Origin of the sequence: Micromonospora globispora (genome assembly GCF_003857015.1) — a bacterium.
GTDB lineage: Bacteria > Actinomycetota > Actinomycetes > Mycobacteriales > Micromonosporaceae > Micromonospora > Micromonospora globispora.
In genome coordinates this window covers 16,936-33,859 of the sequence record NZ_QGGF01000376.1, presented here as the reverse complement: position 1 = coordinate 33,859, position 16,924 = coordinate 16,936, and the positions used below count along the sequence as shown (strand labels likewise).

Genomic DNA, 16,924 nt, shown 5'->3' with positions numbered 1-16,924 from the left:
CTCGGACGCGGCCCGGGCGGCAGACCGGCACCGACCCGGCGACCACGCCGGCCTCCTGGGAGCCGCGTCCCACCGAGACCGCCACCCGGCTGATCCTGGTCCGGCACGGCGAGACCGAGTGGACCGCGCAGCGGCGCTACTCCGGCCGGGGCGACGTGCCGCTGTCGGCCCGGGGGAGGGACCAGGCCCGGGCCACGGCCGCCCGGGTGGCCGCGCTCGCCCCGTCCGTCGCGGCCGTGGTCAGCTCGCCGCTGTCCCGCTGTACGGCCACCGCCGAGGCGGTCGCCGCGGTCGTCGGCAATCCCCCGGTACGGCCCGACGACGGCCTGATCGAGTGCGACTTCGGCGCCTGGGAGGGGCTGACCTTCGCCGAGGTACGCGAGCGTTGGGCCGGGGAACTGGACGCCTGGCTCGCCTCCACCGCGATCGCCCCGCCGGACGGCGAGTCGTTCGTCGCGGTGGCCGAGCGCGTCGGCCGCGCGATCGAGGCGCTGCGCGACGCGTACCCGGGGGAGACGGTGGTGGTGGTCTCCCACGTCTCCCCGATCAAGCTGGTGCTGCGCGACGCGCTGGCGGCCGGGGACGCCTTCCTGCACCGGCTGTACCTGGACACCGCGGGCATTTCGGTGCTCGACCTGTACCCGGACGGCGGCGTCGCGGTCCGCTCGGTCAACGACACCGCCCACCTCACCGGGCTCTGACCCGGCCGGTGCCCGTCGCCCGCCCGACGGACGGCGGCACCGCTCGGCGCAGCCGGTACGCCGTTCGGCGCACCGCTCTCGCAGCGCTGAACGTGACCGCCCTCACAGGGCCGTAGCCTCCGGCCGTCACATGGCAAGTTACGACCCCGGAGGTGTGTCACATGGCAGCACCCGAACCGGAGGCGCCCACCACGGCGCGATCCAGGGCGAAGGACCACAGTCCCTGGAACTGGTTGCTTTTCATACCGATCGTGGTGCCGCTGATCCCGGCCCTTTTCAACGCCGACTCGCCCCGGATCCTCGGGTTCCCGCGCTTCTACTGGCTGCAACTGGCCTGGATCGTGCTCGGCGTCGCCACCACCACGCTCGTGTACCAGATGACGAAGAAGCGGGGTGACCGGTGATGTGGCGTGACCATCTGACCGAGATCATCGTCTTCACGTTCCTCTTCCTGCTCGTCAGCGCGATGGGCTTCGTGGCCGCGCGGTGGCGGGCACCGCGCGACATGGCCCACCTGGACGAGTGGGGGCTGGGCGGCCGCAACTTCGGCGGCTGGATCACCTGGTTCCTGGTCGGCGGTGACCTGTACACCGCGTACACCTTCGTGGCGGTGCCGGCGCTGGTGTTCGGCGCGGGCGCGATGGGCTTCTTCGCCGTGCCGTACACGATCGTCATCTACCCGCTGGTCTTCCTGGTGCTCTGCCGGCTCTGGTCGGTGTCGCACCGGCACGGCTACGTCACCCCGGCCGACTTCGTCCGCAACCGGTTCGACTCGCCGATCCTGGCGCTGCTGGTCGCGATCACCGGCATCGTCGCCACCATGCCGTACATCGCGCTGCAGCTGGTCGGCATCGAGTCGGTGCTCAAGACGATGGGCGTGACCGGCGACAACGCGCTGGCCCGGCACCTGCCGATCATCATCGCGTTCGCCATCCTGGCGGCCTACACCTACCAGTCGGGGCTGCGCGCCCCGGCGCTGATCGCCTTCGTCAAGGACTCGCTGATCTACATCGTGATCCTGGTGGCGGTCTTCTACCTGCCGTACAAGCTCGGCGGCTGGGGCAGCATCTTCGATGCGGCCGACGCGAAGTTCAAGGCCTCACCGAACCCGGGCGACGGCATCCTGCTCAACGCCAACAACCAGCTCCAGTACGTCACGCTGGCGTTCGGTTCGGCGCTGGCGCTCTTCCTCTACCCCCACAGCATCACCGGCGTGCTGGCCAGCCGGAACCGGGACGTGATCAAGCGGAACATGTCCGCGCTGCCGGCGTACAGCCTGCTGCTCGGGTTGATCGCGCTGCTCGGCTACATGGCGGTCGCGGCGAAGGTGAAGCCGCTGCCGGGGGCCTCGGCGGGCAGTGTGGACAGCAACACGGTGGTGCCGCTCCTGTTCGACCAGCAGTTCCCGGACTGGTTCGCCGGCGTGGCGTACGCGGCCATCGGCATCGGCGCCCTGGTGCCCGCGGCGATCATGTCGATCGCGGCGGCGAACCTGTTCACCCGCAACATCTACAAGGAGTACTTCAAGCGGGACGCCAGCCCAGCACAGGAGGCGCAGGTCTCCAAGATCACCTCGATGCTGGTCAAGGTGGGCGCGCTGGCGTTCATCATCTTCCTGGACCCGCAGTTCTCCATCGACCTGCAGCTCATCGGCGGCGTGATCATCCTGCAGACGCTGCCGGCGGTGGCGCTGGGCCTCTACACCCGCTGGTTCCACCGCACCGCCCTGATCGTTGGTTGGGTGGCCGGCATGGGGCTCGGGATGTGGATGCTCTACCAGATCCCCAACGCGGCGACGAAGCGCGCGCACTTCGGCGGCTCGGCCTTCCCGCTGGAGAAGTTCGGCTTCGACACCAAGATGACGATCTACGTCGGCATCGTGGCGGTGCTGGTCAACCTGGCGGTCGCCGCGCTGCTGACGCTCATCCTGCGGGCGGCGAAGGTGGCCGACGGCGTGGACAACACCACGCCGGACGACTACTTCGCCGACGAGGGTGATCCGCGGGTCACCCCGGGCGCCGAGCGCGACGCGGACTCCGCCCGGGAGCCGGTCGCCTGAGCGAGACGAGGCCCCTTGGCGCCGCGTGGCGGTGCCAGGGGGCCCCTTGCCGTCCGGGTCTCAGCGGCGGCGGTTCCGCGATTCCAGGGCGTCGTTGAGGCGGTGCAGCAGCTCCGCCAGGGTCTCCCGGTCGTCGGGGCTCCAGGCGGCGAGGATGTCGCCGTAGAGCCGGGTGCGGGCCGCCTGGACGGCGGCCATCCGCTGCAGCCCGGCGGGGGTGGGGGAGATCACGGTGCCGCGCCCGTCGGCCGGATCGGGCGTACGGGCGATCAGCCCGTCCCGCTGCAACGCGGAGACCTGCCGGGTGACCGTGGAGCCGTCCAGGTTGAGCTTGGCGGCGAGCGTCGAGACGTTCTGCGGGCCGGCGCTGTCCAGGTGCCGCAGGATCACGTACGCCGCCCGGTCCAGCACCCGGTGCTCCGCCGTGCCGGTGGCCCGGCGGGTGGCCTCGCCGAGGCGCATCAGCAGCGCCACCTCGGTCTCGATCCGACCGAGGGTGACCTCGTCCTGCGCCGTACCCGTCGTGTGGTCGTCCCTCATAGCTGTATGATACAACTGATTTACCTGTACGATACAGCTATCTGGGAGACGGAGTGGATCGGCGATCCGAACCGAACCGCAGTGCCATCTACGCCACCACGCTGGTGGCCTTCCTCGCCATCGCCGGCATCGCCGTGGTGGACCCGATCCTGCCCGCCATCGGCGAGGCGATCGGCGTCACCGCCTGGCAGGTCGAACTGCTCTTCACCGCGTACATCGCGGTGATGGCGGTCGGCATGATCCCGGCGACGCTGGCCAGCGGCAAGTTCGGTTTCAAACCGGTGCTGATCACCGGCGTCTCCGTGGTCGGCCTGGCCGCGATCCTGGCGTCGTTCAGCAACAACATCGTGCAGCTCTCCGTGCTGCGCGGCGTCTGGGGGCTGGGCAACGCGATGTTCTTCGCCACCGCGATGGTGGTGCTGGTCAACCTCGCCATCGACCGGGAATGGGTGGTCGGCCTCTTCGAGACCGCACTCGGCCTCGGCTTCGCCGTCGGCCCGCTGCTCGGTGGCCTGCTCGGCCACGTGAGCTGGCGACTGCCGTTCTTCGTCTGCGGCGTCTTCATGGTGCTGGCGCTCGCCGTCGCGTCCCGCAAGCTGCGCGAGCCCACCACCAAGCTGCCCCCGGTGAAGGTGGGCTCGATCTTCGCCACCTACCGCAAGCCGGCCTTCATCAGCCTCTGCGTGGTGACCGCCGCATACAACTTCGTCTTCTTCGTGGTGCTCGGCTACACGCCGCTCTTCCTGCACCTCGAGGTGGTTCCTCTCGGGCTGGCCTTCACCGCCTGGGGCCTGGGGCTGGCCGCCGGCATCCTGGTGATCGGTCACCGGCTCGCCCACCGCATCGGCGCGGTGCAGACCATCGGCGTCGCGATCACCGGCCTGCTGATCTGCCTGGCGCTCTTCGCCACCTCGCACAGCACCGCCCGCTCGCTGGTCGTGCTGGTCCTCGCCGGCCTCTGCATGGGCCTGGCCAACGCCAACCTGACCGACCTGGCGCTGGGCCTGGGCTCCAGCGACCGCCGGGTGGCCACCGGCGCGTTCAACCTGGTCCGCTGGGGCGCCGCCGCCCCCGCGCCGATCATCTCCGGCAAGCTCGCCGAGCACAGCCTCGCCCTGCCGTTCTGGGTCGGCTTCGCGGTGCTCGGCGTCGGCGTGCTGGTCTACCTCGCCTTCGCCCACGTGATGGCCGCCGGGTACGGCGAGCGGGTGCTCTGGTCCCGCTGGAACCGGGCCGCCCGGGATGCCGAGCACGCCCCGGAGGAGCCGGTCGGCGAGGCGTACTGACGTCCTCCTCCGCCCCTGGTCGAACCGCCCCGTCGCAGCGTCACGACGGGGCGGTTCGGCATTTCCGGAGCAGATGTCAGCGCAGCGCGCGCCAGAGCAGGTAGAGGCCGATCACGGTGCCGAACGCGACGATGAGGGTCTTCAGCACCACCGGCGGGAGCCGGCGCACCAGGCGGGCGCCCACGTACCCGCCGACCAGCGTCGCCGGCGCGACCACCGCGACGGCCGCCCAGTTCACCGGCCCGAAGAGCGAGAACATGGCCACCGTGGTCAGACCCACGATCGCGGAGAGCAGGTTCTTGATGGCGCTGACCCGGGCCAGCGTGGTGTCCAGCACCAGGGCGAGGCCGGCGACCAGCATCACCCCGAGCGCCGCACCGAAGTAACCCCCGTACACCGCGCCGAGCCCGACCATGGCCTGCACGGTGACGGTACGACGGCGCGGGCTGAGGTGGGCCGGGTGGCCGACCAGCCGGCGCAGCGGATCCTGAAAGGCCAGGACGGCCGTCGCGCCCAGCACCAGGAACGGCACCACCAGCTCGAAGGCGCGCGCCGGGGTGGCGAGCAGCAGCAGGCAGCCGGCGATCGCCCCGACGATCGTGGTGGGCACCAGCGGGGCGATCCGCCGGGCCGGCGGCAGGTCGGCGCGGCTGCCCGCCACGCTGGCCAGGTAGCCCGGGCAGACCGACACGGAGTTGCTGACGTTGGCCGGTACCGGAGGGAGGCCGATCGCGATCAACGCCGGGAAGGTGATGAGGGAACCGCCCCCGGCCACCGCGTTCACCGTGCCCGCGGCGAGACCGGCGGCGAGCAGGAGCGCGGCGTCGGAGAGGTTCATGATCCCCAGAGGCTAGTACGGGCGCCGCCAGGTCGCACTGCTCGTAACTCGCCCGGACCGACCGTCCGGAATCCTGCCCGGCGGGAGTCAACCTTCCGGTCCGCTCCGGCGTCGTTCCCATCGACGGATCCGGCGAAGGGAGCGGCACGTGACCGATGACGGGAAAGGGGCGGCACGTGGATGACGCCGACTTCCGCGAGTTCGTCGACGTCCGCTACGGGGACCTGTTACGGACCGCGTACCTGCTGACCGGCGACCGCCACGCGGCGCAGGACCTGGTGCACGAGGCGCTGCTCAAGGTGATGCGGCACTGGCAGCGGGTCGACGAGCCGATGGCGTACGTCCGCCGGGCGATGGTCAACGAACGCACCAGCCGCTGGCGCCGGATCGGGCTGCGGGAGTTGCTCCCCGGCATCCTGCCCGACCGTCCCGGTCCGACGAGGCCGACGCCGTCGTGGAGCGGGACGAACTGCTGGCCGCGTTGCAGCGGCTGCCGGCCCGGATGCGGGCGGTGCTGGTGCTGCGGTACTGGGAGGACCTCTCCGAGGTGGACATCGCGGCGGAGCTCGAGTGTTCCGTCGGGACGGTGAAGAGCCAGGCGGCCAGGGGGCTGGCGCGGCTGCGCGACGTGTTGGGGCCGCCGTCGGTCGAGCGGCCGACGGCGACCGACAAGCTGATGGGGGAGCGGGCATGAGTGTGGACGAACTGCGGACCGGTCTGGCGCGCATCGCCGCCACGGTCGTCCCGGACGAGGACCCGTACGACCGGCTCATGCGGCATGCCCGGCGACGTCGGCGGTCCCGGTGGGCAGGCATCGGCGCGCTGCTCGCGGCCCTGCTCACCACGGCGGTCGTCGCCCCCGCCACCGGGGTGGGTGGTCTCGGCAACTGGCTACGCGACCCGGAGCAGGGGTCCGGCTACCGGGTCACCAACGACTGGGTGTGGCGGCTCATCAACTCGCCGACCCGGGGAAGTCTGGCCGCCGACGGACCGCTGCTCGACGAGCTGACCCGAGTCTTCGACCGCAACCGCGACGAGGCGGGCATGGGGTCCGCCCTGCCGGCGGTGAAGGTGCTCTTCGCCGACGACCCGTCCGGCGTACGTCAGGTCGTGGTGGCCTACCACTCGGACACGTCCGCGGCGCTGGTGGCCAAGACCGGTGAGCTCGGTGCTCGGCCCCAGGACCTGGTCCGCGCCGGCGGCATCAGCAACCTGCCGATCCTGCCGTTCACCATGGTCGGCGGCGGCCCCGACGGGAAGGGACAGGGTTCCCGCTGGCTGCTGGGCCTCGCGCCGGCCGGCTGCACCGTCTGGTCCGCCCCGTCGGCGACGCTGACCGCCGAGGGCGCGGTGGGGCGAACCTGGCGACGAGCCGCGACGCCCGGCTATCTCCTCCTCGACGAGCAGCGGATCCGCGGCTGGTGGCGGGTCGAGTGCGGCGGCACGATCCGCGAAGAGGGCCCGGTCGGCGTCCGGACCGGGGAGCTCAGCGGCCGGCAGTCCGCCCCCGCGCTCGATCCCCGCGCCACGTCCACCGGCCCGCTGAGCCCCGATGACGAGCTCAGGCAGGTGGAGCAGGCGGCGGTGAGCTCCTACCGGTTGCTGGCCGAGGCGGCGGGTCTGCCCGGCACTCCGGTCCCGGTGCGGCGCTGGAGCGGCCGGATCCCCGGGGCGGGCGTCCCGGCCTCCATCGCCGGCCCGGCCTCGGGAGTCGGCCCGGCCGTCCTGCAACTCGGGACCGGTCACGACGCGTTGCTGGCGCTGGCCGCGGCGAACGACGCCAGACGGGACGACACCGGGACTCTGGCGGCCAGCCGGGCGGACTGGGCACTGGCGGCGACCGCCGTCAGCAGCTTCGCCGGCCTGACCGCGATCCGGCTGCCGGCCCGGGCAGGTGGGCACGCGATCCTCACCGACCAACTGCTCGTGGCACCGGCGCAGGAGGAAGCCGTCCTGGTGACGGCGACCGGGTCCGGCGCGCAGCGCGCCGTGGCACCGGTGACGAACGGCGCCGCGATCCTCTCCCTGCCCCTCGGCGCGGAGGTGACCCTGCGCGTGCTGAACGCGGACGGCAAGGTGCTGGACGTGCAAGCGCTGCACGAGCCCGCGACGGGCGAGCGGATCTTCAACGAGCAGCTGGTGTCGGCCTGGTAGGTAGCCGTCTTTCTGGGGCATTTGTGGGAGCGGTCGTCGATCCGGCCTCCGCTCCCCGAGCGGGGCGCAGGGCGGAAATGGGCGGGCCGGCCCCGTCGTTAGGATGAAGGCGCGACGGACGAGTCGACCGGGCGGTCGCGTCGACGGGCTCCGGCCCGTCGCCGAGGAACGTCCGGACTCCACAGGGCAGGGTGGTTGCTAACGGCAACCCGGGGTGACCCGCGGGACAGTGCCACAGAAAACAGACCGCCGGCCCTAAACGGGACGGTAAGGGTGAAACGGTGGGGTAAGAGCCCACCAGCATCCCGGGTGACCGGGATGGCTCGGTAAACCCCACCCGGAGCAAGGCCAAGAAAGGGTCGTCACCGCAAGATGACGGCTCGCGCAGACGCTTGAGGGCTGCCCGTCCGATGTCTGCGGGTAGGCCGCTGGAGCCTGCCGGTGACGGTAGGCCGAGATGGATGACCGCCGCCGACGCGCCTTCGGGCCGCGTCGGTCACAGAATCCGGCGTACAGGTCGACTCGTCCGTCGCCCACCAGGTCGCAGCCTCGATCAAGGCTGCGACCTCGTCGTATTTCAAGCTGTCTATTGTGTTGGCGGTCATCATTGGTTGGCGTGTGACGCCCTGGAGACGCCCTCACGCCCTGTGGACGCCCTGATCTTTCCCTGCGGAACTTCAGTTTGAAGGACGGGCAATACCTCCATCGGGCGTGTCAGACCCGGGCCGCATGATCTAAAACCATGGCTGATCGGACCGTGCCCGCACGGATGGGTTGATCTGGTACTCGACGCCTCGCGCCACGGTGGGCTTGGTGGTGCGGGCCGCCGTGGTCGTTGACTGCGCGCCGTACGCGCGCCGCTGGGCGCTAGGACGCGATGCTCGTAAGCTGTGGGACGCAGCGGAGCGTAAGGGCATCGGTCTCGCTTGGCTTCCCGAGATACATCCGCACGCATCTGACGGAACTGCGGGATAGAGGGCCAGAACGTCGTGATCCGTACAAATGCGGTCGGGGGCCGATCTTGTTTGGTCCCGCCGAGTCCAGCCATTACCCGCCGTCGCTCACGGTTCCGGGGCGTATCGGGGGGAGGATCGGGAGCCTGGCTCATGGGTCGGGAAAACGGACAACAGCAGCATCCGACCTAGTGCCTCGCCTTTGCACGTTGATCGTGTAATCCGCACATGCTTGGCTTCGGCGGTCGCCGCCAGACGTCCGCCGCGTGCTGCTGCCCGGGAGCGCCCCTGATCCAGCGCGCTTCTGCGCCGAAGGGGCAAGGGTTACGGAAGTCCGGCAGGCGGCTGCCGAACCGCCAGATAATGCGGGAGTTGGCCTGCGGTTTATCCCCAGGGCGGCCGGCGGGCTGATCGAATGCGGTCGGAGGGAGCAGCGGTCGGATGAGCACGATGTACGCCGTGAGAGCTCACACCAGGGGCGGGCCGGAGCAGCTCGTGTACGAGGAGGCGCCGCGGCCTGAGCCGGGGCCTGGTGAGGTGTTGGTGGCCGTGAAGGCTGCTTCCATGACACCCACTGAGCTCACCTGGCCGCAGACTTGGACGTACAGCTCGGACGGGTCAGGACCTGAGCGCACTCCGATCATCCCGTCGCATGAGTTCTCCGGAGTCGTCGCGGCGTCCGGGGCGGGGGTGGAGAGGCCGGCCGAGGGGGAGGCCGTCTACGGGTTGATCCCTTTCATCCGCGATGGCGCGGCGGCCGAGTACGTCGCCCTGCCCGCGGCCGTCCTGGCGGCCAAACCCGCCACCGTTGACCACGACCACGCCGCAGCGCTCCCATTGGCTGCGTTGAGTGCCTGGCAGGCACTGGTGGATCACGCTGACCTGCAGGCCGGCCAGCACGTGCTGGTGCAGGGCGGCGCCGGCGGCGTGGGGATCTTCGTGGTGCAGCTCGCGGCCGGTCTCGGTGCTCGTGTGAGCGCCACGGCGGCGGCGGCCGACCTGGAATTCGTCAAGGGTCTGGGTGCCGAGCAGGTCATCGACTATGCGCACGACCGCTTCGAGGATCATGTTCGCGACGTGGACGTGGTTGTTGATCTTGTCGGAGGAGCCACGCAGTCGCGGTCCTGGTCGGTCCTGAAACCGGGCGGTGTCCTGGTCACCCTCGTCACCCCACCCGACCAGCAGGAAGCAGCCCGGCATGGCGTTCGTGGGGTGTACTTCATCGTCGAGCCCGACCAGAACGCGTTGCGTTCCATCGCCGAGTTCGTCGACAGCGGCCGGTTGAGGCCGGTGCTGGACCGCGTGCTGCCCCTCACTGAGACGCGCTCCGGTTACGAGGCGCTCGAGACGGCCAAACGCCGCGGTAAGGTCGTCATCCACGTCGCTGACTAGTCACTGCCGTCGGTGCCGCTGGGGGCACGTGTGGCCCGCGCTGTTCGGTGACGGGGTCCGGTCGGCCCGCAGGCCCGGACTACTCGCTTACAAGCTCTGTGCGTCACGTCCGCACGAGTCCGGCGACGGCTGCACGCTCGGAGCTCCGTCCGTGCCAGGTCCGGTCAGTGTGCTGCCGTCCGGCGGCGTTGCTGTCGACAGCCGTTCTGCCGGCGACCCAGGCCGACCCCCGCTGTGGGGATGCGGACCCAAGCTGTCGGCTTGTGCCGGCTGGTGGCGGCCCGCGTTGATGAGCAGATGCCGGCCGTCGTCGTTTGACGTTCGCGGCCAACCCGCAACGAGGCTCGCGCTGCCTTCTTGCTGCCTCGCTGCCCGCCGCCTCGCTTACAAGCCCTGCGCGCCGCGTCCCGCGCCCGTCTGGAAACAGTTGCGCGCTCGGAGCGGGGCTCGTCAACGTGCCGCCGTCCAGCGCGGTTGCTGCCAGCGTCTCGGCGCCCACCTCTGCGGTCATCTGGGGCGGCCCCGCCGCATGGGCCCGGTCAAACGGCCGCCCATGGCGTCCCCGACCGCCACCCCGGCCAACACCAGCACGACGAGGGTGGTGACCAGCACAGGGGGCCAGCCGCCCACCCATGGTGCCGCGACCGCCAGCAGCAGCAGCCCGAGCACCCGGTGCCACGGGACCAAGCTGAGGATCCGAAAGATGAACACGGTGCGCCCGAGCAGGAACAGCGCGGGCCCGCCGACGATCAGGGCGATCCACCGCGCCGGCGTGTCGCCGGTGGGCCGCTCGATGACCAGGTCGAAACCGGCGGCGGTGCAGACGACGCCGGCCAACATCCCCAGGTGGGTGTACGGTGCCAGCCGCGCCGCCCGCCGAAGCAGCGGCGCGGACGTCGTCCGCGCGATGGAAACGGCCCCCAGGACGTAGATCTGCCAGAGCAGCAGCATCGTGACGAAGGCCGCCAGGAAGGCGGCCAGCCGTGCCCGTTCGAAGTCCGCGGTGCTGACCTCCAGGGTCGGTAACAGGATGATGTCGCCAAGCGCCAGGATGACGAACTGCTGGTACCGCTCACCCAGGTGCTCCGTCGTCTTCTCGTACTGTCCTACCGGCACCCGACCGAGCCAGGGCGTGGGATAGCGCGCCGCAGCCGCGACGTAGTCGATCGCCACCGCGACGGTCAAGAGCGTCCAACGCAGCGCGTCCGGCAGCAGGGCCCCGACGATCCAGAAGACCCCGGAGACCAGGAACCAGAAGAGGAAGCGCGCCGCACGCTCCTCGGCCTGACGCCGCTGCTTGTGCAGCACGGTCACCAGCACCAGACCCCGCACCACGTGCGGGGTCACGTATCCGGCGGCGAAGATCAGCGCGTGCGTTTCGGAGGCCAGCGCCGCCGCCATCACCACGGCACCGAACATGGTCACCATCAGGATGGCCTGGATCGGACGCTGCTCCGGGTCGTAGAAGTCGGTGGTGGTCGAGGTGACCGACCAGGTCCACCAGATCGCCATCAGCATGAGCACGACCGGCCCGACACCGGCCCACGAGTTGCGCTCGGCGATCAGCATCGAGGTCAGCGCCAGGGCGGCCACGAAGACGACGTCGAAGAGCAGTTCCAGCAGCGTCGCCCGGGCCGACCCGCTCGGTCGGCGCACCAGCTCGGTGCTGCCTCCGGTCGTCATGCCCAGCCTCCGCCGCTCATCACACCCGGTCGCGGGCAACTCCGGCACTGCATTGCGCGCCGGCCGCCGGGCATAGGGCCTCCCGGGCGCTGCATCCTCGAGGATTATCTGCGCCGCCGGCGTGGCCCGCCTCCGGATCGGCAATTCCGGCCAGCGGCCGGATTACCTGCCAGAGATCCGATTTCACGATCTCCGGCATACCTGCCTGACGCTCCTGCTGAGCCTCGGCAACCCGCCGCAAATGCAACCGGGTGCGGCGCGGGTCTTCCCTGGTCAGGTGGTGGTGGGCGCGGCAGGTTTCGAACCTGCGACCCCTCGCTTGTAAGTTCTAGGCGCTTCGTCCGGCGGGATCCGTCCGCGTACGCGACCTCGGGCGACTGTTCGCGCTCGGCACCCGGCGGCCGTCCTCGTGTCGTCCCGTTGCTGTCGACGGCCGCTATGCCTCCGATTCAGGAGTCGTGGTGTCGAAGCAGGCTTGCTCTACAAGTGCCGCAGTCCATGGAACCGGAGGACTGCATCGCGCTGCTCCTCGACCGTGCCGATCTCCCCCACATCAGCGGGAGCGAACAGGTCGACCTCTTCCGGCGTCTTGCCGACTGACGGCGAGGTGAGAACGTATCCGAAGCGGCCATTGGTGAACTGCCTGAGCTGGCCGGATGGCCAGACATCCGGCCTCGCTCCCTGACAGCAGAGATTCAGGCCGTCAGCTTCCAACTGCTGCCGCACGTCGACCAGGCAGACGAGCAGGTCTTCGCCCTCGGCCTCCCACACGCGGTCGCCACGGGTTACAACAACTCGCGCTCCGGTCGCACCATAGATAACGACGTCCGCTTTCGTGGCTCGGCCGACCCCGTCCACAACGTCCAGCTCTAGAAGCTCATCCGGCGTTGCATGCACTTGATCAGACTATGGGCCTCAGGCTGACGTCCGCGCTGTCAGCTTGGAAGGCGCGTTGATCTGCGCGCTGAGTAGCGACATTCTGAGGTCAGGCAGCACGGAGCGTACCTCGCTGCCCCATGCTGACCGCTGCATCGGGCACGCGTCGGGCACGCGCCCGCGCAGGCCACCGCTACGGTCGTTCGCTCGACTGCTGCGCGGCTTTGCGCCGTCGCAGTTCCACCCGCGTTATCCAGACAAGCCCACCGAGCGACGTGAGCAAGATCCAGCCGCCGGGGTTTGACGGGGCGAGCACCAAGGCGGTGATAGCGCCCACCGCACCGAATGCGCCAAAGAGCCACATCTTGCGAAGCGGCATCGGGGGCTCGGGCGCGGGCGAAACAGGCGCGTCAGGGTCGTCGGCGGTCATCGGCTGATCTTTGTGGCGGCCCTGTGCCTCGTCAAGGCACGAAGCCGCCAGCGACCTCTTCGGTGTGAACGCGGCTGAGCGACATCAACGGACAGCATCTGGTGTCCTCCGATACACCTCGCCGCAGGATGCGGAGCGTCCTGTGCCGTCTGGTGCCATCGGTTGTCGACGCGCTCGCTGCTTCCTCGCTGCTCGACGCGATCAAGCTCGGTTCAGCCACGCGGGAGACCCGGTCCACCCGCTAAGGAGTACGACGCAGCCGAGACAGGGAGGTCCTCATGGAACGCGACGTCAACCGGAGCACGCGCAGCGGGCAGTTCGTCAAGGAGAGCACGGCCGAGCGCGACCCCCGGCACACCACGACCGAGCACGTCGACGGGAGCGCGGGCGACCGCGAGGTGCACCGCAGCGCCAGCACCGGCCGTTTCGTGACGGAGACGACCTCGGAGCTGCCCGAGTCCACTACCGAGAATCAGCACCTCCGACGGGTCGCAGGAGGTCGAGAAGCCGGGCGGTCGGGCGGATCGCGGTCACAGGTCTTTGGCCATGTTGCGGCCGGTCTCGGTGAAGCCCAGCTGCTCGTAGAGGGCCCGGGCGCCGGTGTTGTGGGCGAAGACGTGCAGACCGATTCTGGTCAGCGCGTTGTCGTGGCACCAGCGCTCGGCGGCCAGCATGATCGCGCGGCCGTAGCCCTGGCGGCGTACGTCGGGTTCGACGGCGACGTTGTAGACGAACGCGGTGTCGTGGGTGACTTTGACCCAGAGGAAACCGACCCGGCGGTCGCCGTCGTAGGCGTACCAGAAATGGTGGTCAGGGGTGGCGGACTCGTCGGGGAGCAGCTGCGCGTAGGTGTCGGCGGCGTTGCGGGCCGCATCCTGCGCCGACTGGCCCGACGCGGCGACGCTCTGCGCGTAGTGCGCCTCGGCCTCGGCCCGCCACGGCTTGTACTGATCCTCGGTCATCGGCTCCAGCCGTACGCCCGTCATGACCGGCAACCTACCGAGTCAAAAGCACCCGAGCGCACTCTCAGTTCGGGGCTGCCGGACCCGGGCGACCCTAGCGTTGCGCGCATGCGAACACGTACCCGTCGTGCCGTCGACCGATTCAACGCCTGCGTCCTCGGCCTGCGGTCGTCGCCCCGGTTCGGGAAGGCGGTCAGCCGCAGCCTCACCGTCGTCACCTACACCGGGCGGCGCTCCGGCACGACGTTCAGCATCCCGGTCGGCTACCGCCGGGCGGGCGACGTCGTCAGGATCGGCGTACGCTTCCCCGACGCCAAGGGCTGGTGGCGCAACTTCACCGGCGACGGCGCCCCGCTCACCGTCCAGCTGGACGGCGTCGACCGCCCCGGCCACGGCCTGGCCCACCGCGACGCCAAGGGCCGGGTGACCGTCACGGTCCGCCTCTGACACGAGCGAGGCGGACCGTCAGAGGCGGAAGGCAGCCGGCGACGCCGAGTTCGCCGGGAAGGACGGTCTTCCAGGTGCCGCCGTAGCTGGCGCGGATGGACGATGAGGAACTCGCGGTACTCGACGGCCCGGTGCCTAAGGGCAGCCGTCGTCGACTTCTTTGCTCAGTCTGCTGACTCGAACTGCCCGTCTGACTCCGACTGCAAGCATGGCGAGTCCGGCAACCAGAGCACACACCGACAGCCATGCAGGCAGGCCGCCGTCGGTCAGGGTCCCGCAGCCGACGATGACCATCCCCAGTCCGAACCAGACAAGATCCGACACGTACCGGCGGCGGTATGCCAGGAAGTCCCACCACCGCGGCTCACCCTCGCTGTTGTCGCTGGACACGGCGGCGACTCTTGTCGCACAACGCTCCCCAAGGCTGCCTGCCTTGGGGGCCGGTGCACACCTTCCGTCAAGGAAGGACGGCGGCTACGGGGCCTACCCAGTGACCGCCCGCCACCCGTGGGGATAGTCCGTCAGCGTTCGCGGCCGTCCGTCCTTGTGCACCCCGGCATTTGACCGTCGCCCGTCCGTGTAACGCGCGTCGCTCGATCCAGTCCACGGCAGCACGTCCGCGGTCACCGCCGCTGCCGCATGTCAGAATGCCCCCAAACCTGGAGCAGAGCTGGCAGAACGGGCGAGCCGATGACGACGAGCAGGGCGGCCGAGCTGGTGCGGAAAGCCGGGGATCCACAGCGGGCTACGTTCCTGGAACTCTTCTTCGACCTGGTGTTTGTCCTCGCGCTCGCTCAGCTCTCGCGCGGCTTGGCCGAGGATCTCGGGTGGAGCGGTGCCTTCCGGACGCTGGTGCTGTTGGGGGCCATGTGGTGGGTCTGGTCCAGCACCGCGTGGCTAACCGACCGGACGGACCCGCAACGACCGCTAATCCAGGCGCTGGTCATCGCGACCATGGTCGGCAGCCTGGTGATGGCGGCCGCGGTGCCCGAGGCATTCGGCGACACGGGCCTGATCTTCGCGGGCGCCTACGTCGCCGTCCAGCTCGGCCGCGGGCTTGTCCTCGTGGCCGTTCTGCGTGGCCACGAACTGCAGCGCCACGGCGTGCGCGGGCTGTTCTGGTACGGCCTGTCGGCGCTGCCGTGGATCGCGGGGGCGCTCGTGCACGGCACGGCGCGTGGCGCGTTGTGGGCACTCGCGGTGGTCCTTGACCACACGGCAGGCAGAATCGGCTTCCCCACCCCTGGGGCGGGCCGTACGCCCAGCCAAGACCTTGTGATCTCGGGCGAGCACCTGTCCGAGCGCTACCGGCAGTTCTTCATCATCGCGCTCGGCGAGCTGATCCTGGTTACCGGACTGGCGCTGAGCAGCAGCGGCTTCGCGCCGGCCGGGGCCGCCGCGTTCGGAGTGTCGATCGCGACCACCGTGCTGCTGTGGCGGATCTACATCTACCGCGCTGGGCAAGTCCTGGCGGAAGCGATTGCCGTGTCTGCCGACCCGGTCCGCCTCGCCGGATCGGCGTCATACGCCCACCTGGCCATGGTGGCCGGCGTGGTCGCTGCAGCCGTCGGCGACGAACTTGTCATCGCCCATCCACTCGGGCACACCCCACTGGCCTGGATCGCCGTCATCCTCGGCGGACCCGCGCTGTACCTGGCCGGGCGCGCCCGCTTCGAGCACGCGGTATTCGGCCGCGTGTCCCGGTCCCGACCGATCGGCATCCTTGCGCTGGCCGCTCTGACACCGGCGATGCTCCCCCTGCCGCCAGTCGTGGTCGCCGCCGCTGCTGCCCTCGTCCTGACCGGGATCGCCATATCCGACGCAGCCCGCGCCCGCAGACGCCCGCCCGAGCCGCCGTCACCACCCCGCTAGCCGGAAGAGTCACCCAGGTCTTGAGACTGTTCTGTCACGCAGGCAGCCCGGTTCGTCGTCACACCGGAATATCTCCGCATCGAGACGGCGCTGCGCCGCATATCGGTACCCCGGCACCTGCTCGGCGACTTCTCCCAACTCGGCGTAAAGATCCGCCTCGACCTGACCAACGGCGATTACGTCCAATTCCGGGTCGACTCACCCCTAATGGACGCCGACGACAGCAGGTACCGAACCAACGGCCGGACGCAGGCGCGCACGGTCGAGCGAATCGTGGCGATGCTGCGCGACGTGCCGAGCGTCGGTAGAACCGACAGTGAGGTCGCAAATGCGCCGAGGTGGGCTGATCGCCCTCGCCGTCGCCGCCGGGCTGGTGTCAGTCGCCGCGTTCATCGCGAAGCCGATCTTGCTACCGGCGGTTGGCCGCTGACCGCGAGACGCTGTAGCGGCATCCCAATCGGCGCTGACGGAAGGGCCGCCGGAGGACCAGATGCCCGCCGAACCGCCACGGCGGCAACATCCACGATCGCAGCCGGCATTGACAATCCATCGCCCGACAAGCGCGGGCCGGAAGAACACTCCGGGTATAGACACTGTCAGCGCCGGAGGGACTTGAACCCCTAAGCCGCGAGCCGGCCTCGCATCGGGTCGAAGCGGACTCGTCAGCGCTCTGGCTTCGGCCGGGCCCGGTTAGCGGCTCTCGACGTTTTGCAGCTTCTGCCGCGCGCATC

The 16,924-nt window shown here is 70.0% G+C and carries 15 protein-coding genes, 1 other RNA gene and 1 pseudogene; 10 read left to right on the top strand and 7 right to left on the bottom strand.

Going from position 1 to position 16,924, the window contains the following annotated elements; translation table 11 throughout:
• The 3 genes from DKL51_RS19325 to mctP form a co-directional block, all read left to right on the top strand.
• A partial coding sequence (locus tag DKL51_RS19325; protein WP_185734849.1) for a histidine phosphatase family protein occupies positions 1-701 on the top strand: 701 nt, incomplete at its 5' end.
• 161 nt (positions 702-862) lie between these two features.
• Complete coding sequence (locus tag DKL51_RS19320) at positions 863-1,105, top strand: DUF3311 domain-containing protein (protein ID WP_109944457.1); 243 nt, start codon at positions 863-865, stop codon at positions 1,103-1,105.
• Positions 1,105-2,760 carry a monocarboxylate uptake permease MctP gene (gene mctP / locus DKL51_RS19315; protein ID WP_124812342.1) on the top strand — a complete coding sequence of 552 codons (1,656 nt, stop codon included), beginning with the start codon at positions 1,105-1,107 and terminating at the stop codon, positions 2,758-2,760. Before DKL51_RS19320 ends, mctP begins: the two co-directional genes overlap by 1 nt.
• A 60-nt stretch (positions 2,761-2,820) precedes the next feature.
• On the opposite strand, the gene DKL51_RS19310 is transcribed toward mctP, so the two are convergent.
• On the bottom strand, positions 2,821-3,300 hold the full coding sequence (locus DKL51_RS19310; RefSeq protein WP_109944459.1) for a MarR family winged helix-turn-helix transcriptional regulator: 480 nt from the start codon (positions 3,298-3,300) through the stop codon (positions 2,821-2,823).
• Positions 3,301-3,353: 53 nt separating this feature from the next.
• Here DKL51_RS19310 and DKL51_RS19305 point away from each other — a divergent pair, with 53 nt between their 5' ends.
• On the top strand, positions 3,354-4,586 hold the full coding sequence (locus DKL51_RS19305) for an MFS transporter (protein ID WP_109965535.1): 1,233 nt from the start codon (positions 3,354-3,356) through the stop codon (positions 4,584-4,586).
• A gap of 76 nt (positions 4,587-4,662) precedes the next feature.
• Here the strand turns inward: DKL51_RS19305 and DKL51_RS19300 are convergent, their stop codons facing one another.
• Positions 4,663-5,424 carry a sulfite exporter TauE/SafE family protein gene (locus tag DKL51_RS19300; RefSeq protein WP_109965536.1) on the bottom strand — a complete coding sequence of 254 codons (762 nt, stop codon included), beginning with the start codon at positions 5,422-5,424 and terminating at the stop codon, positions 4,663-4,665.
• Positions 5,425-5,579: 155 nt separating this feature from the next.
• Here DKL51_RS19300 and DKL51_RS37510 point away from each other — a divergent pair.
• From DKL51_RS37510 to DKL51_RS19280, 4 genes and pseudogenes are all read left to right on the top strand, one after another.
• Positions 5,580-6,118, top strand: a pseudogene (locus DKL51_RS37510) (SigE family RNA polymerase sigma factor).
• A complete protein-coding gene (locus tag DKL51_RS19290) occupies positions 6,115-7,578 on the top strand; it encodes a hypothetical protein (protein ID WP_124812341.1) in 1,464 nt (487 codons plus the stop codon). The pseudogene DKL51_RS37510 and the gene DKL51_RS19290 overlap by 4 nt, the downstream one beginning before the upstream one ends.
• A 119-nt stretch (positions 7,579-7,697) precedes the next feature.
• An RNA gene (gene rnpB, locus DKL51_RS19285) (RNase P RNA component class A) lies at positions 7,698-8,107 on the top strand.
• 865 nt (positions 8,108-8,972) lie between these two features.
• On the top strand, positions 8,973-9,923 hold the full coding sequence (locus tag DKL51_RS19280; RefSeq protein WP_221623207.1) for an NADP-dependent oxidoreductase: 951 nt from the start codon (positions 8,973-8,975) through the stop codon (positions 9,921-9,923).
• Positions 9,924-10,430: 507 nt separating this feature from the next.
• Here DKL51_RS19280 and DKL51_RS19275 read toward each other — a convergent pair.
• The 4 genes from DKL51_RS19275 to DKL51_RS19255 form a co-directional block, all read right to left on the bottom strand.
• A complete protein-coding gene (locus DKL51_RS19275; protein ID WP_124812340.1) occupies positions 10,431-11,606 on the bottom strand; it encodes a low temperature requirement protein A in 1,176 nt (391 codons plus the stop codon).
• A 480-nt stretch (positions 11,607-12,086) separates the two neighbouring features.
• Positions 12,087-12,377: a hypothetical protein gene (locus DKL51_RS19265; protein WP_109944465.1), complete on the bottom strand. Its 291-nt coding sequence runs from the start codon at positions 12,375-12,377 to the stop codon at positions 12,087-12,089.
• 298 nt (positions 12,378-12,675) lie between these two features.
• Complete coding sequence (locus tag DKL51_RS19260) at positions 12,676-12,912, bottom strand: hypothetical protein (RefSeq protein ID WP_124812339.1); 237 nt, start codon at positions 12,910-12,912, stop codon at positions 12,676-12,678.
• Positions 12,913-13,442: 530 nt separating this feature from the next.
• Positions 13,443-13,898 carry a GNAT family N-acetyltransferase gene (locus tag DKL51_RS19255; protein WP_109965543.1) on the bottom strand — a complete coding sequence of 152 codons (456 nt, stop codon included), beginning with the start codon at positions 13,896-13,898 and terminating at the stop codon, positions 13,443-13,445.
• 84 nt (positions 13,899-13,982) lie between these two features.
• Between DKL51_RS19255 and DKL51_RS19250 the strand changes: the two genes are divergently transcribed.
• A complete protein-coding gene (locus DKL51_RS19250; protein ID WP_109944468.1) occupies positions 13,983-14,321 on the top strand; it encodes a hypothetical protein in 339 nt (112 codons plus the stop codon).
• Between the two features lie 135 nt (positions 14,322-14,456).
• Here the strand turns inward: DKL51_RS19250 and DKL51_RS19245 are convergent, their stop codons facing one another.
• The gene (locus tag DKL51_RS19245; protein ID WP_124812338.1) at positions 14,457-14,711 is read right to left on the bottom strand and encodes a hypothetical protein; all 255 of its coding nucleotides are present in this window, start codon (positions 14,709-14,711) and stop codon (positions 14,457-14,459) included.
• Positions 14,712-15,011: 300 nt separating this feature from the next.
• On the opposite strand from DKL51_RS19245, the gene DKL51_RS19240 reads away from it, so the two are divergent.
• Positions 15,012-16,193: a low temperature requirement protein A gene (locus DKL51_RS19240; protein WP_109944469.1), complete on the top strand. Its 1,182-nt coding sequence runs from the start codon at positions 15,012-15,014 to the stop codon at positions 16,191-16,193.
• Positions 16,194-16,924 lie beyond the last annotated feature (731 nt).

Bases quoted from the DNA above. Each gene is read 5' to 3' on its own strand.
- DKL51_RS19320 (WP_109944457.1), top strand. From the start codon at position 863: ATGGCAGCACCCGAACCGGAGGCGCCCACCACGGCGCGATCCAGGGCG.
- mctP (WP_124812342.1), top strand. From the start codon at position 1,105: ATGTGGCGTGACCATCTGACCGAGATCATCGTCTTCACGTTCCTCTTC.
- DKL51_RS19310 (WP_109944459.1), bottom strand. From the start codon at position 3,300: ATGAGGGACGACCACACGACGGGTACGGCGCAGGACGAGGTCACCCTC.
- DKL51_RS19300 (WP_109965536.1), bottom strand. From the start codon at position 5,424: ATGAACCTCTCCGACGCCGCGCTCCTGCTCGCCGCCGGTCTCGCCGCG.
- DKL51_RS19290 (WP_124812341.1), top strand. From the start codon at position 6,115: ATGAGTGTGGACGAACTGCGGACCGGTCTGGCGCGCATCGCCGCCACG.
- DKL51_RS19280 (WP_221623207.1), top strand. From the start codon at position 8,973: ATGAGCACGATGTACGCCGTGAGAGCTCACACCAGGGGCGGGCCGGAG.
- DKL51_RS19275 (WP_124812340.1), bottom strand. From the start codon at position 11,606: ATGACGACCGGAGGCAGCACCGAGCTGGTGCGCCGACCGAGCGGGTCG.
- DKL51_RS19260 (WP_124812339.1), bottom strand. From the start codon at position 12,912: ATGACCGCCGACGACCCTGACGCGCCTGTTTCGCCCGCGCCCGAGCCC.
- DKL51_RS19255 (WP_109965543.1), bottom strand. From the start codon at position 13,898: ATGACGGGCGTACGGCTGGAGCCGATGACCGAGGATCAGTACAAGCCG.
- DKL51_RS19250 (WP_109944468.1), top strand. From the start codon at position 13,983: ATGCGAACACGTACCCGTCGTGCCGTCGACCGATTCAACGCCTGCGTC.
- DKL51_RS19240 (WP_109944469.1), top strand. From the start codon at position 15,012: ATGACGACGAGCAGGGCGGCCGAGCTGGTGCGGAAAGCCGGGGATCCA.